This window comes from Mesorhizobium sp. RCAM 06353, from assembly GCF_059683585.1.
Genome location: NZ_CM185031.1, coordinates 6,738,496 through 6,752,875, shown reverse-complemented (window position 1 = coordinate 6,752,875; position 14,380 = coordinate 6,738,496). Strand labels below are relative to the sequence as shown.

Sequence of the window (14,380 nt, the reverse complement as noted above, 5' to 3'; positions counted from 1 at the left end):
CGGATCACAAGGTCCGCGGCATTCCACCCAACTGTGATCCATGCTGCCCGCGGCCGCGTAGAAGTTGAAGTTAGGATAGGAGGGCAACGCCTTCCACTGGAAACTGGAGCGTGCGTATGACGGCAGCAGGCAAGCGCCCTGTCACGGATCGGCCGATGGACATAGCGGTCGTCGGTAGTGGCATATCCGGACTGTCGGCGGCATGGCTGCTCTCGCAGCGCCACAACGTATCATTGTTCGAGGCAGACACCCGCCTTGGCGGCCACAGCAACACTGTCAATGCCGGTGGAACCCAGGTGGACACCGGATTCATCGTCTATAATGAGGTCACCTATCCCAATCTGACTGCTCTTTTTGGCCATATCGGCGTGCGCACCAAACCGTCCGAGATGTCCTTTGCGGTTTCATTGGACGGCGGCCGCCTAGAGTATTCTGGGACCGGTTTAGGCGGGCTTCTAGCACATCCCGGCAACGTCACGCGCCTGAGGTTCTGGCAGATGCTGCGGGAGTTGCTTCGATTCTATCGCGAAGCGCCGTACGACATTTCACGGATAGGCGAGAGCAGCCTTGCCGAGTATCTCGATGCGAAAGGTTATGGTGCAGCGTTTCGCGAGGACCACCTTTACCCGATGGCTGCCGCGATCTGGTCGACGCCGGCGGCGGAGGTCGGAAACTACCCGGCCGCCGCCTTCATACGGTTCTGCGACAATCACGGCTTGCTGAAGTTTGCCGGCCGCCCGATGTGGCGGACGGTTGATGGGGGCAGTTGCAATTACGTTGAGAATTTGGCTGGTCGATTTACCGGCCGGATATTCCTAGGTCGTGGCGTGCAGCGCATCGCGCGACGCTCGGGAGCGGTATGGCTCACCGATGTTGACGGCATAGAGCAACGCTTCGACCAGGCGGTGGTCGCGACCCATGCCAACCAGGCGCTGCGAATGCTCTCAGACGCAAGCCACGAAGAACAGCAGTTGCTGGGTAGTTTCGGCTACAGTCGCAACGAGGCCGTACTGCATTCGGATCCTCGCCTCATGCCGCGCAGGAAGCGGGCCTGGTCGAGCTGGAATTACATTGCTGAGACAAGAGGCGAAACCCGCCAGCTCTCGGTCACCTATTGGATGAACAGGCTACAGTCCCTACCGGACCGACAGCCGCTGTTCGTCACGCTCAACCCTGCTGAGGAACCGGAGGCCAGCGCCGTGAAACATAGCGTGATCTACGAGCATCCCGCATTCGACACGACAGCAATGCGCGCCCAAAAGAAGCTCTGGACGCTCCAAGGGGTTCGCAATACCTGGTTCTGCGGCAGCTATTTCGGCGCCGGCTTCCACGAGGACGGGCTGCAGTCCGGCCTTGCCGTGGCCGAAGCGCTGGCTGGGATGCGGCGCCCCTGGGAGGTTGCAGACGAATCGGGCAGGATTCACCTTTCGGCAGCCGTCGAGCGGCCTGATCTCGCAGCCGCCTGATGCCAGACCTTCAATCAGCACTGTATACCGGCAGGGTCATGCACCAGCGGCTGAAACCGCGCCGGCACAGGCTGTCGTACCGTATGTTCTTTCTGCTGCTTGACCTCGACGAGGTCGAGAGTCTCGCAGAAAGGCTGTGGCTCTTTTCGCGCAACCGCTTCAATCTCTTCGGCTTCGTCGACCGCGACCACGGCGACGGTTCCGGCGGGTCGCTCAAGGCCTATGTCGAGAGCCAGCTTGCTATGGCCGGCATCGAGACGGACGGTGGACCCGTGCGGCTTCTGTCTATGCCGCGAATGCTCGGCTATGCTTTCAACCCCCTCAGCGTCTATTTCTGCTACCGCCGCCAGGGCGACCTCGTCGCCATCCTCTATGAGGTCAACAATACGTTTGGGCAGCGCCACACCTATGTCATTCCTGTTGAGGATTGCGATCGCACAGGCGTCGTGGAGCAACATTGTGCTAAGCGCCTCTACGTCTCGCCTTTCATTGGCATGGGCATGCAATATCGCTTCCGGATCGGCCTACCCGGTGAGGCCGTGTCGCTTCACATAACCGGCAGCGACGGTCAGGGACCTCTGATCGTCGCCAGTTTCTCGGGTAAGCGGCGTCCGCTCAGCGACGCGACGCTGGCGGCGACCTTCTTGGCCTACCCTCTGCTGACGTTGAAGGTCACAATCGGTATTCACTGGGAGGCGCTGCTTCTCTGGGCAAAGGGAATGCGCCTCCATCAGCGCCCGCATCCCCCGCACCAGCCCGTCACTCATGTTGCCGTGGAGAGGCGTGGGGAATCGGAGCAGATCCCATCGATCACGGAAATTAGGGCTCATGTCGAAAGCTCATTGCGTCGCTGAATTAGCCGCGACTGGACCGATGTCCGTGCCCGACTCACGTCACTTCGCGTACACACAGAGCGCTCAACGTCCGCCTCTGACCTTCGGTTCCTTGAAGCCGGCAGTCCGCTCCCGGCTAATCCCGGCCAGGCGAGCGCCTTGGTGAGTTTTAACCTAAAGAGAAGCCCTTGATGACCGGCTTGCCGACGCATCGGTTACCCGGTTCTTCGCCCGGCCTTGGGCCTCAGAAGTGGCAGGCATGTTCAATCCTTTAGGCGAGGTCAAATCTAATCAGTTTGAGCGACCGACTTCGACCCAATGCAGCCGGGCGGCTTTGCGCCTCATGTCGGCCGTAGAGATCAGCTTCGCCGCTGCCTCAGTGCTGACGTGGTCAGCAAACAGGGTTGGCCCTTCACGGCCCACGACCGGTCATTTTTTCTACCGTGGTGCGAGTGTTTTCTAAAAGGCGGCCTGCGGTCCGCAGCACATCACTCAGCGCATTTCTTCGCTAAGGTCTGAGTGGTTGGTCGATGATCCTCCCGAAACTGAGCGTGACGATCCGTTTCAATGAGCAGGACGAAGACAATCCAACTTTCAGCTCTATCGGGCCTCCGTTGGAAATGTGCGGGTGAGATAGTGTTGGATCGCGTCGACTAGGCGGTCCGAATCGGCGCCCCAAATCAAGTGGTCATCGCCCGGCAGCTCGACAAGCGTGGCGCCAGCGATGCGCTCGGACAAGTAAAGCGCTTCTTCGGGCTTGATCCATCGATCGCCCTTCCTCTGGAGGATCAGAGTGGGCACATGAATCGCGTGCAGGATATTGCGGACGTCGACTTCCGCGCCCCAGCGCCACAGCGCGATCGCATCGGAAGGCGACGCCGAACTCCTCAGATAGGCTGCGAACCATTGTTGCTCGTGCGTATCGTTCACCAGGCTCGGCGCCCCGCGCCCCAGGTCCCAAGGCTCTCCCCAATTGCGCCCGATCGCCGCCAATTCTTCTTCCATTTCCTCTCGGGTCTTCGCCCAGGGGTAGTCCGGTGACCACAGTCCCTGGGCGTATGCGCCATGAAGAATGAGAGCTTTGGTTCGCTCGGGGTAGTTCGCCGCAAAGAGCATGGACAGGACGCCGCCTTCGGAACTGCCGAACACCACCGTTTGCCGCGATCCGATTGCATCTAGCACCGCCCGAACATCGTCCGCCCGCTCCTGCAACGTCGGAAAGCCCACATTGCGATCGGAAAGTCCGGTGCCTCGCTTGTCGATGCGGACCAGTCGACAAAATGACCCAAGCCGGCGCAGCACGTGCGTCAGCCGCGGAGATTCCCAGGCATAGTCGAGATTGGAAACCCAGCCCTGCACGTAGACGAGGTCGAACGGTCCCCCGCCGGTAACCTGATAGGCAATGCTAACCCCTCCCGACTTCACATAGCGCGTTTCGGGGCGTAGCGAGGCCGGCACTGGGCTATCGCCCGGGACAGTCCCTTCGGCCCTTACGCCTGGTGCTGGATTCTGTCTGGTCGGCCCGAAACGGCTCGCACGGAGCTTGTCATACAGCTCACGCGTCTCGTTCTCCGGGTCCAGCTGCAGGTGCTTGCGCAGCGCCTCGCGGCATTGCGCATACTGCTTCAATGCCATGTTCGATCGGCCCTGGCGCGCATAGATTTGCATGAGGCCGCGGTGAATATCTTCCCGGAGAGGATCGGACGCGAGCAAACGCGTTGCTGCCTGGATATAAGCGACCAGATTGTTCGTGATCGCATGCTGGTGGAGAAGGTTTTCCAGAACCCCGATCCAGATCGTCCTCAGCCTCTCACGTTCCACCCTTAGCCAGTCGTCAAACGGTTCCTCCCTCAGGACAAAGCCATCGAGCAGGTCACCGCGATAGACGAGCGCGGCCTGCTCAAGCTGCTCGGGCGCGCTTCCTGATGCCAGGCGCTCGAACTGTACCACATCGATCTCGAGGTCGTCGAGATTGAGGGTGACATTGTTGCCCTCTGCCAGGAGCCGTCGGTCGTCGGCCGATGGCAACGCCTTCCTTATCGCCGATAGGCCCTGTCTGAGGTTCATCCGCGCCTGCGGCTCTCCGGTATCACCCCATAGAAGCGCGGCGAGTTTCTCGCGCGAATGGGGTCGTCCAGGATTGAGGGCAAGATAGGTCACCAAACCGCGCGCTTTGCGGCTCAGCACCGCGGCGACAGGTCCGCTTCCAGCAAGAGTAAAGCCTCCGAACAGCAGAAGTTGAAGTTGCGCCATCGCTCCGTAAGCCAGCTTCGACGCTCGATTGTTCTCCGGACTTGGCGCGACTTCAACCACGATTTAGGGGGGCCGCATTTTTCACGAACCAATCACAGTTCCTCGTACGTATATCTCACGGCCATAGGAGAGAGTTCGTGGATCCACACTCCGCGGGAGGATGCTATGCTTAGTCCCAGCCTTTCTGATTGGCCCATTCAGCCCAGGATATTGTTCACCACGGCACAGCCGCTCGGCGGCTTTCGGCCGACACGTCATGACCTTGCACTGGCATTCTATCTGGAACGGCAAGACGCCCATCGAGCTGCGATCATCGCTTCTCGGCAGGCTGCGCAGATCCGACCTCATCCGTTCCTGCGTCTGACCGATCTTGGCCGCCTCTTGAAAAGGAAAGTTCTCGCGGCGCAATAGGCCTTTCGCTCTTCAGACCGCCTTCGGGGCTGAACTGAACGACTGCTTTGTGCCGCTCACATCGCAAAACAGACAGTCCGGTTGCGGCCCAATATCGGTCACTCAGTGGGAGGAAGTTCCTGGCGACCCGCAAACACAGCGTCGATATCTCGAAGCTAGAGCCTTTCACGTTTTGACGGAAGCGTAGCCTGCGTTTTGGAAGTAGTTCTTGCATTCGGCTGCCTCGATGGTTTCGACGAGGTGGCCGATGTAGCGCCAAGTGTCCTCGACGGTGCGTTTCTGAGCTTGGCGCATCCAGTGTTTGATCTTGGCGAAGGCCTGCTCGATGGGATTGAGGTCTGGAGAGTAGGGCGGCAGGTACCAAAGCCTGGCGCCGGCAGCCTTGATCATCTGCCTGATGGCCGCCGACTTATGACTTCCCAGATTATCCATGACGACGATGTCGCCGGGCTTCAGAACGGTGACGAGCTGCTGCTCGACATACGCGCGAAAGCATTGGCCGTTGATCGGTCCGTCGAAGACGCAAGGTGCTGCGAGCCGATCCCAGCGCAGCGCGCCAAGGAAGGTCAGCGTGCGCCAGTGGCCGTGCGGCGCCAGACCGCGCAGCCGCTTGCCCTTCGGCCCCCAACCTCGCAGCGGAGCCATGTTGGTCTTGATCCAGGTCTCATCAATGAAGACCAGGCACCGCGGATCGAGACCGGTCTGCCAGGATCGCCATCGCTGACGCCTGCGGGCAATATCAGCGCGTGCCTGCTCAAGGGCGAACAGCGTTTTTTTTGAAGCTCAGGCCCTCGCGGCGCAGGAACAGCCACACCGTATTGTGCGAGACCTTGACCCCGCGCGCATCCAATTCGTCCTTCAGCCGATGCAGCGTCAGTTCAGAGGTCTGATTGATCCGCTCCACGATGAAGGCCCGATGCGGCTCCAGAACGCGCTTGCGGTGTCCGCCCATCTTGCCCGGCGCCACCGATCCGGTCGCACGGTAACGCTGCGACCACTTCACTACAGAGGAAACTGCAACGCCAAAGCGCGAGGCAACCGCACGGCAGGTCTCCCCCTCGCCAACTGCCGCTACTGCACGCTCACGAAGATCATTTGAAAGCGCTCGCGTCATCAGATGCTGGCCTCCAATCCAGCCAGCATCTTGAATCACAAACACCCTTCTTTGGGAATCCTACGATTCTCTCAAAACAGGAAACGCTCTAGTAGTTAATCTCGCTCGTCCTCCTTAGGGTCGCCAGGCCATACGAGAACATACAAAGGATATGGCTTGGCGACCGCCCGGTAACTGATTGATTTTGTTGAAGAGGCGTCCCTCCAGACCCACCGTCCAGTCCGCCCGACTTGCGGGTTTTTGGACTGTCTCAGAGTCGACATTTCCGTCGGTTAGCGCGGAGTAGTTGGCAACACGTGGCTGAGACACCGCAGTCAGTGCCGAAAACACCTGAGTTTTGGCCCACCGTCTCTGTCGAGCCAATCGCGTAGCCAAGTGTTTGGAAGCTTGATCGCTCAGCGTGCGGGCCGAAGTGACCTGAAGGCGGCTCGGAGTTCGCTAGAGAAGAGCTCAGGTTCCTCCCAGGCGGCGAAGTGGCCGCCCCTGTCGACCGCATTGAAGTAGGCGAGGTTGGGGTAGACCGTCTCGACCCAACTGCGCGGGGCAGCCCAGATCTCGCCGGGGAACGTCGTAAAGCCGACCGGAACCGAGACTGCGGGAGGAGCCTTACCTGTCTCACGGGCTGCGGCCAGGACCCGGCCCAATTCCCAGTACCAGCGGGCGGCCGAGGCGCCGGTGCCGGTCAGCCAGTACAGGGTGATGTTATCGACGATGTTGTTCCGCGTGAGATTGCCCGCTGGCTTGCGGTCGACGAACGCGCGGGAGATCTTGTAGTAGCTGTCGGTGTCGTGGTCGAGCATCCAGGCTGCCAGCCCGACGGGTGAATCCAGCAGGGAGTAGCCGATCGTCTGCGGCCGAGTGGACTGCTCCAAGAAGTAGCCGTAGCCATCAGCCGCGAACATGTTGAGCTTGTCGTGCGCCGCGCGTTCCTGCGCGGACACCGCCGGCAGTTTGTCCTTGATACCGATCACCCCGGAAAGCAAGTTGAGGTGAATGCCGAGCAAACCATCGGGCGCTTGGCGGCCCATCGCGTCCGTGACGGAGGCGCCAACGTCGCCCCCCTGGGCCACGTAGCGCTTGTAGCCGAGGCGATCCATCAGCTCCGCCCATGCGCGTGCGATGCGGCCGGAGTTCCAGCCAAGCTCGGTCGGCTCGCCGGAGAAGCCGTAGCCAGGTAAGGACGGCAGCACTAGGTGGAATGCGTCCTCGGGGGCGCCCCCGTGCGAGGTCGGGTCGGTCAGGGGACCGACGGTCTCGAGGAGCTCGATGACCGAGCCGGGCCAGCCGTGTGTCATAATCAGCGGTAACGCGTTCTCATGCCGGGACCTGACGTGGAAAAAGTGGATATTCACCCCGTCGATCTCGGTTGTGAACTGTGGCAGTGCGTTCAGTCGTGCCTCGCACGCGCGCCAGTCGTACTCGGTCATCCAATAGCGGGCGAGCTCCCGCAGCGTCGCCAGCTGCACGCCCTGCGACCGATCCTCGACGAGTTCCATGGTGGGCCAGTGTGCCGCCGCGAGGCGCCGGCGGAGATCGACGAGTTGCTCCTCCGGGATTTCGACTTTGAAGGGCTGGATGTCATCCCGGTTCGCCGCAAATGCCGAATTTGTGGGAAGCCAGCTGGCCGCACCGGCAACGGCAATCCCCGTTGCGGTCGTCTTCAGAAGACGTCGACGATCGACGTCGACGGTTTCAAGCGGATTAGTCTTGACCATGAGACCTCTCCTGATTCAGCCAAATCCGGAGCGAACGGGACACACAGATCAACCGTCAGCCGAGGCAAATCTATTGTACCATGGCATGGACCATACCATGGTTTTCTGGCGCTTGAACAGGTGACGGCCGAGGCGGCGGCGCGCAATTTCGGGTCGCTGCGGATATTGGCGAAGCTCGGCTTCAATCGAGAGCTTCATCGACGAGCTCGACGGCGAGCGTTGTGAGGTCACTGTTGGCGAGCAACGCGATGCTAGACTGCTAGGCCTTGAGCCATCCGCCAATAGATTGTTTGTGCTCTTTGGTCCGCAACGAGGTTGCCAGCGTCAGGAAAAAGGTGGGCGCGGCGCCTGCAGGGATTTGCAGGGGCGCCGCGCCGAGGGCAGGGCTTTGGCCGGCACTAGGCCGAGCGCAGCGAGCGGAAGCCTTCGCGCAGGTCGTGGACCAGCAACTCAGGTTGTTCCCAGGCGGCGAAGTGGCCGCCCTTGGCAGGCTTGTTGTAGTAGATGAGGTTGGGATAGGCGCGCTCCGCCCAGGAGCGCGGGGTCTGATAGAGCTCGTCCGGGAATGAGCTCACCGCCACTGGGACCTTCACGCCCTTGGGACTGAAAAAGGCGAGCTTGTTTTCCGCGTAGAGCCGGGCCGAGGAAACGCCGGTGTTGGTCAGCCAGAAGAGCGTGACATTGTCGAGGACGTCGTCTGGCGTCAGACCTTCCTTCTGCCCGTCGAATGAACGCGCGATGAGTTCCAGACTGCGCGCATCGTGGTCGAGCAGGAAGGTGGCAAGCCCGATCGGCGAGTCCGCGAACGCGGCCCCGGTCTGCGGGCGTGTCGCCATCCAGAAGGCGTAGTACACGTGCTTGTAGAAGAACACGAGTTCGTCGTAGACGCTCTTCTCTTCCGCCGAGAGGCCGACCGGAGCCGGCGCTCCACCAAAGGCGGCTCCATCGATTTCTGCAGGGATCGCGCCTGGCATGTTGGAGTGGATGCCAAGCAGTTCCGGCGGTGCCTGGACGCCCATCAGGTCGGTGACGACGGCGCCCCAGTCGCCGCCTTGCGCAACGAACTTCTTGTAGTCGAGGCGCCGCATCAGCGTGGTCCAGGCGCTGGCTATCCGCTCCGGACCCCAGCCGACCGAAGTCGGCTTGCCCGAGAACCCGTAACCGGGCATCGACGGGATCACGACGTGGAAGGCGTCCTCGGCCCTGCCGCCATGGGCCGTGGGGTTGGTCAACGGCTCGATGATCTTCAACTGCTCAAGGATCGAACCGGGCCAGCCATGCGTCACGATCAGCGGCATGGCATTTTCGTGCGGCGAGCGCACGTGGATGAAATGGATATCCAACCCGTCGATTTCGGTAATGAACTGCGGGTAGCTGTTCAGCCGGGCCTCGACTTTCCGCCAGTCATAGTGGTTCCGCCAATAGTCGAGAACCTGCTCGATGGTCTTCAGCGGTACGCCCTGGCTGAAGTCCGCAACGGTTTCCTTTTCGGGGAGCCGTGCGTTCGCTAGGCGCCTCGTGAGGTCAGCGAGTTCGGCTTCCGGCACGTCGACCCGGAAAGGACGAATGGCAACGCCGTCGTTGGCGGAGCCAGCTAGAAAATCCTGCGATGTATTTTTGAGAAATTGCGAAGTCATGACCGTTCTCCTTTGCGCTGGGCGCTGATCAGCGAGTAATTCGACTGACAAGGAACAGTTTCGACGAATTCTGGCCGAAATAAATGGTACCAAAGGGTGCCGGACACTTAAGTATACTGTAATCCATGTGACAATCTAAAATGGTATACCAAAGTACCATATGCAGTTTTTTGCCATTTATCCGCATGAGCCTCCGCAATCGATACGCGGTCGAATTCAGGCCACCGATGGACACCTAAGGACCATGGACGAAAGCCGTTCGAGAACTGCATTGTCCCGAGGTGGAGCCAGCGTGAGGACCAGAATGGAAATCCAGCCCAGCCGCCAGTCGGACGACACAGACCTTCGGCGCGCCTATGTGCATCTGGCCGAAGCCCAGCGGTTGAGCCATACCGGCAGCTTTACCTGGGACTTCGATAGGGGCGAGCTCCTCTGGTCCGAGGAACTGTGCCGCATCTTCGAGCTTGACCCGGCTACCACCATCACCACGGATCTGGTTGGAAAGTTCGTGCATCCTGCGGACTTTCCTGCGTTTGTGGCCACGCTTGAGGGCGCCGCCGCCGGCGGGGACGTAGATCTGCCCTACCGGATCGTGACCGCCAGTGGCGCTTTGAAGCACCTGCACGCCGTGGGACATCGCATAGAACACACCGCTGAGCGGCCCGTGATCATCGGCGCCGTTCAGGACGTGACCGCGCGGAAGGTCGCCGAGGAGGCGTTGAACAAGGCGCGCGCCGAACTCGCCCACGTGGCGCGTCTCGCGACCCTGAGCGCGCTGACCGCTTCGATCGCACACGAGGTCAACCAGCCGCTTACCTCCCTCGTCACCAACGCGAGCACCTGCCTGCGCATGCTCGCGGCCGATCCCCCGAACCTGGACCTCGCCCAGATCACGGCGCAGCGAACCATTCGCGACGCCAATCGCGCTTCCGAGGTGATCCAGCGCCTAAGGGCAATGTTTGTCCGCAAGGAACCGGCTGCCGAAGCGGTGGATTTGAACGAGGCGGCGGCAGAGGTTCTCGCCCTCTCTTCGAGCGAGTTGCAGAGCGCGCGCGTGGAATTGCACGCCGACTTCGCTCGCGCGCTGCCGAGCGTTCGCGGTGATCGTATCCAGCTCCAGCAGGTCATTCTCAATCTGGTCCTCAACGCCAGGGACGCGATGCTCACGGTCGATGACCGGCCGCGGAACCTTTGGGTTACGACGACCTGGGGCGAGCCGGGTCAGATACGACTCTCGGTACGCGACGCGGGCAGTGGGATCGCGCCGGAGAATTTCGATCGATTGTTCGACGCCTTCTACACCACCAAAAGCGAGGGCATGGGCATCGGTCTCTCGATCAGCCAGTCGATCATTCAGGGCCACGAGGGACGGCTCTGGGTGGCACGCAACGAGGATGGACCCGGTGCAACATTTTCCTTCTCGATCCCCAGCGACGTCGCGGGGCCGGCTGATGCAGTCTCGAAAGAACTATGATGGCGAAGCGCAGACTAGTGTCGGTCGTGGACGATGATGAATTCGTCCGCGAGGCCTTGCCCGACTTGCTGAGGTCGTTCGGTCTGGAGGCGCAGCCGTTTTCCTCCGCCGCGGAGTTCCTGGCGTCGGATAGCCTGGACCTGACCGGATGCCTGGTGCTCGACGTGGCCATGCCCGGGATGACAGGCCCCGAGCTGCAGCAGGAGCTTGTCAGGCGCAGCTACGTTATTCCGATCGTCTTCATCAGCGCCAATTCCGACGAAGCCCTGGGTCCGAGAGTATTGGGGCGAGGCGCCGTGGCTTTTCTGAAGAAGCCCTTTAGTGAGACGGCCATGATCGAGGCGGTCAGTGACGCGCTTGATTTGAGCGAGGATTTGCTATGCAAATGACCGCCTCCGCGGATCGTCAAAAAAACGGTCGAGTACCATGGCTACAAAGTCAGGCCTGCCAGATGCCACGCCGACCGTCTTTGTCGTCGATGACGACGAGTTCGTGCGCGAGTCGCTTGAGACCCTGATTCAGGTTGCCGGCTGGCGCGCGCGCACTTTCGCATCGGCCGATCTATTTCTGGCATGCCCACCAGCGACCGGCGCAAGTTGTCTCGTGCTCGACGTGAACCTGCCGGGCCTTAGCGGCCTCGATCTTCAGACGGCCATCGCTGGCGAACGGGGCGACATGCCGATCATCTTTGTCACCGGGTTCGGCGATATACCGATGTCCGTGCGGGCGATGAAGGCCGGTGCGGTGGAGTTCCTGACCAAACCTTTCGGCGAGCAGGTTATGCTGGACGCCATCGGCGCAGCGCTGGAGCGCAGCCGGGCGGCTGTCGGCGATCAGGCGGCCCTGCAAGCGCTCCGCGACTGCTATGCGGATCTCAGTCCCCGCGAGCGCCAGGTTATGGCCGGTGTGGTCTCGGGCCGTATGAACAAGCAGGTGGCGGGCGACCTTGGCATCTCCGAGATCACCGTGAAGAAACACCGCGGCCGGGTGATGGAAAAGATGCACGCCCATTCATTAGCCGAACTCGTCAACATGAGCGCCAGTCTCGGACTTTCCGCTTCAGTGAAGGTTTAGTTCGTCGATGAACGGCGAGCGCAAAAGTGGCGCCAGCGAAGCTGCGCGCGCAGGAAGAAGCCGTGGCGGCCATAGTTCAGGTCGACTTCGGCGTCGATGGTCGGTCCGAGGCGAGCGTGACCCTGCACTTGCGATGACCAGGGGTCGAGTGCGTCACGACATCGCCTCCTGGCAAACGATGAACTCATAATTGACTGTGGTTGGATTTGCGTTTCGGGAGAAGCGACGATCTTGGTCTAGGCGGCAAATTGCGGTGGCGGTCGCCGAGGGGCGGCTATATTGTTTTCGAGGGCTAAACACCCGCTTGCTTGACGGTATTTTTGAGCTAGATTGTTTTACGTTGTCGGACGCCACGACGCGCGAAAATCGTCCGATTGATCTCGATAGTTGGTGAAACGTCAAAATATTTTTTGCGGCGATTTTCCCTTTAAATTCAAAAGCGTAACATTTTGACGCACCATGCGTCGGCTTTTCGGGCCTCAAGCAAGAAGAAACCCAGCTAGATCAATGACCTAGCTGGGTCAAGAACAATTGAGTGGGAATGATTCAGACCCACGCAAACGCCGCCGAAAATACGCCAGTTTGCGACGAGGCAGACGCATACTACGGCTTCGAGCCCGATTTTAGTTCCATCCAATAATTCAGCTGGATGTGATGCCGGCCTTACGTCTTCAAGGAATGCCGCAGACGATCCACGCTCAGGACTTCGGACGCGTTTCGATCGGTGACAGCATCCGGCGCATCTGTTCGACGATCGAGCCATCGTTATAGGGTTTGGGGAAAAAGTAACTTCCTTCAGGCAGCCGGCTTTGTTCGATGATCGACCTGCCGGAAGCGACGATCAGCTTGACCGGCGGCCATCGATTTCGGATGTGGTGGGCCAATTTGATGCCGTCCATGGTGCCGGGCATGCCAACGTCGGTGAACACCAGAACGATGTCCGTTCGTGCCTCCAGCAGCCGAATTGCCTCCTCCGCATTGCTGGCCTCGAGCGCCCCGTAACCGGCATGGACGACGAGGTCGACCGCTCCCATCCTGATGATGGCGTTGTCTTCGACGATCAGAATGACAGCCTTGCGGTTTGCCGTGATGTCTCCGGCCTGCGCGGGACCAAGTTTCGCATTGGGCAAGGCTTGCCCCGCGTCAGCGGATTTTGTTGGGGTCATCTGGCTATGCTGCCGCCTGCACGTTGTCGATGACGCCGGCAATGTGGGCAACCGATACGAGAGTTCCGGGATTTGCATCGGTCACGCTGATGTCACCTTGCAAGTTCCGTGCAAGCGCCTCGACGATACCAGTGCCAAGCCCGGCCTTTGCGTTACTGTCGGCCATGCCGATCCCGTCGTCGCGGACCGAGAGGGTCCAGTCTTCCCCGTGCGAACGGTAGTCGACCGAAATCTTGCCGGACCGCTCCTGCGGAAATGCGTGCTTCAGCGCGTTGATCACCAGTTCGGTGACTATCAGCCCCAGGCTGATCGAAATGTCGGACCTCACGACGCTGTCGTCGACGGAAACGACGATTGAAAGCCGGTCCCTGTCGGAGATCATCGACGCGCCAAGGCTTTCACTTAACTGCGTAAAATAGGTCCGAAGCGAAACGTTCTCCACACCGGACTGGGCAAGGTGCCGCTGCACAGCCGCGATCGACATGACCCTGTTGTGGGCGTCACGCAGATGGCCGCGAGCCTCTTCTGACTGGACCCTGCGCGCGCTCTGCATCAGCACGCTGGCGATGATCTGCAAGCTGTTGGCGACCCGGTGCTGCACTTCCTGCATCAGGATTGCCTTGTCGCGAATGAGATCGTCCTTTTGGCGGGCGTCCGCGCGAGCATCCGTTACGTCGGCTACGGCCACCAGAAGGCGAATTCGGTCAAGATCGCCGTCTTCGAGCACGCGCGCGTTCACGACCAACTGGCGGGTCTTCTGGCCCGCCCGCTTCAGGTCGACCTCATAGGCCTCGATCCTGGCGCTGCCGGCGGCGGTTGCCTTGAGCAATGAGTTCAGCTTGGGCATGTTCCATTCGCCCGCGCCGATTTCCGAGAGAAATTTGCCTGCGACCGTTGCGGGATCGATCTGAAAGGCCTGGCAAAACGAAGCGCTGACCACAATGACCCTGAGATCATCGGTCAGGAACAGAAGCGGCTCGTTCGATGAAACGACCACTGCGAGCGTGCTCGCAGCTTCCAGGTGGGATGCTGAAACGGATGCCATGAAATTTGGCCCTCAAGGGCCGAAAGCGCGCGAAGCGAGCCATCACTCGGCAGGAAAGCCGACCGGAATTCATGCCCGGTCGAAAAACATGATCCACCTTATCACATTATGGGTCGTTGGCCATGTTATTTAAGCCGTGTCTCAGACAGGCGGCTCATGGACGCGATATGAGGGCAAGAAGATCAGTCCCGG

12 protein-coding genes are annotated in these 14,380 nt (G+C 60.5%); 6 read left to right on the top strand and 6 right to left on the bottom strand.

The genetic code is table 11. The features are described from left to right. Positions 1 to 116: 116 nt before the first annotated feature. Positions 117 to 1,466, top strand: coding sequence for an NAD(P)/FAD-dependent oxidoreductase (locus AC56QX_RS32535; RefSeq protein ID WP_497112633.1), 1,350 nt, complete (start codon positions 117 to 119; stop codon positions 1,464 to 1,466). Further along, the gene (locus AC56QX_RS32530; RefSeq protein ID WP_497118004.1) at positions 1,463 to 2,320 is read left to right on the top strand and encodes a DUF1365 domain-containing protein; all 858 of its coding nucleotides are present in this window, start codon (positions 1,463 to 1,465) and stop codon (positions 2,318 to 2,320) included. Before AC56QX_RS32535 ends, AC56QX_RS32530 begins: the two co-directional genes overlap by 4 nt. Before the next feature lie 579 nt (positions 2,321 to 2,899). Here AC56QX_RS32530 and AC56QX_RS32525 read toward each other — a convergent pair. After that, entirely contained in the window at positions 2,900 to 4,552 is a 1,653-nt protein-coding gene (locus tag AC56QX_RS32525) for a bifunctional AfsR/SARP family transcriptional regulator/alpha/beta hydrolase (RefSeq protein WP_497112632.1), read from the bottom strand. Positions 4,553 to 4,717: 165 nt separating this feature from the next. Between AC56QX_RS32525 and AC56QX_RS32520 the strand changes: the two genes are divergently transcribed. After that, positions 4,718 to 4,963 carry a hypothetical protein gene (locus AC56QX_RS32520; RefSeq protein WP_497112630.1) on the top strand — a complete coding sequence of 82 codons (246 nt, stop codon included), beginning with the start codon at positions 4,718 to 4,720 and terminating at the stop codon, positions 4,961 to 4,963. Between the two features lie 165 nt (positions 4,964 to 5,128). Here AC56QX_RS32520 and AC56QX_RS32515 read toward each other — a convergent pair. The 3 genes from AC56QX_RS32515 to AC56QX_RS32505 form a co-directional block, all read right to left on the bottom strand. Then, positions 5,129 to 6,077, bottom strand: a protein-coding gene (locus tag AC56QX_RS32515) for an IS630 family transposase (protein WP_497110998.1) whose coding sequence is annotated in 2 segments (ribosomal slippage) — positions 5,129 to 5,740 and positions 5,742 to 6,077 — 948 coding nt in all. Because the reading frame shifts where the segments join, the coding sequence is not laid out codon by codon here. A gap of 395 nt (positions 6,078 to 6,472) precedes the next feature. Continuing rightward, positions 6,473 to 7,792 (bottom strand): epoxide hydrolase family protein, encoded by a 1,320-nt coding sequence (locus AC56QX_RS32510; RefSeq protein ID WP_497112629.1) that lies wholly within the window; start codon positions 7,790 to 7,792, stop codon positions 6,473 to 6,475. Between the two features lie 398 nt (positions 7,793 to 8,190). Next, complete coding sequence (locus AC56QX_RS32505) at positions 8,191 to 9,429, bottom strand: epoxide hydrolase family protein (RefSeq protein ID WP_497112628.1); 1,239 nt, start codon at positions 9,427 to 9,429, stop codon at positions 8,191 to 8,193. Positions 9,430 to 9,733: 304 nt separating this feature from the next. Here AC56QX_RS32505 and AC56QX_RS32500 point away from each other — a divergent pair, with 304 nt between their 5' ends. From AC56QX_RS32500 to AC56QX_RS32490, 3 genes are all read left to right on the top strand, one after another. Then, positions 9,734 to 10,903, top strand: a complete 1,170-nt coding sequence (locus AC56QX_RS32500) for a PAS domain-containing sensor histidine kinase (protein WP_497112627.1) — start codon at positions 9,734 to 9,736, stop codon at positions 10,901 to 10,903. After that, on the top strand, positions 10,900 to 11,292 hold the full coding sequence (locus tag AC56QX_RS32495; RefSeq protein ID WP_497112626.1) for a response regulator: 393 nt from the start codon (positions 10,900 to 10,902) through the stop codon (positions 11,290 to 11,292). Before AC56QX_RS32500 ends, AC56QX_RS32495 begins: the two co-directional genes overlap by 4 nt. Before the next feature lie 103 nt (positions 11,293 to 11,395). Further along, positions 11,396 to 11,977 carry a response regulator transcription factor gene (locus tag AC56QX_RS32490; protein WP_497112625.1) on the top strand — a complete coding sequence of 194 codons (582 nt, stop codon included), beginning with the start codon at positions 11,396 to 11,398 and terminating at the stop codon, positions 11,975 to 11,977. A gap of 698 nt (positions 11,978 to 12,675) precedes the next feature. On the opposite strand, the gene AC56QX_RS32485 is transcribed toward AC56QX_RS32490, so the two are convergent. Both AC56QX_RS32485 and AC56QX_RS32480 read right to left on the bottom strand, forming a co-directional pair. Next, positions 12,676 to 13,011 carry a response regulator gene (locus AC56QX_RS32485; protein WP_497118003.1) on the bottom strand — a complete coding sequence of 112 codons (336 nt, stop codon included), beginning with the start codon at positions 13,009 to 13,011 and terminating at the stop codon, positions 12,676 to 12,678. A gap of 136 nt (positions 13,012 to 13,147) precedes the next feature. Then, positions 13,148 to 14,188 carry a sensor histidine kinase gene (locus AC56QX_RS32480; protein ID WP_497112624.1) on the bottom strand — a complete coding sequence of 347 codons (1,041 nt, stop codon included), beginning with the start codon at positions 14,186 to 14,188 and terminating at the stop codon, positions 13,148 to 13,150. Between the last annotated feature and the right edge of the window lie 192 nt (positions 14,189 to 14,380).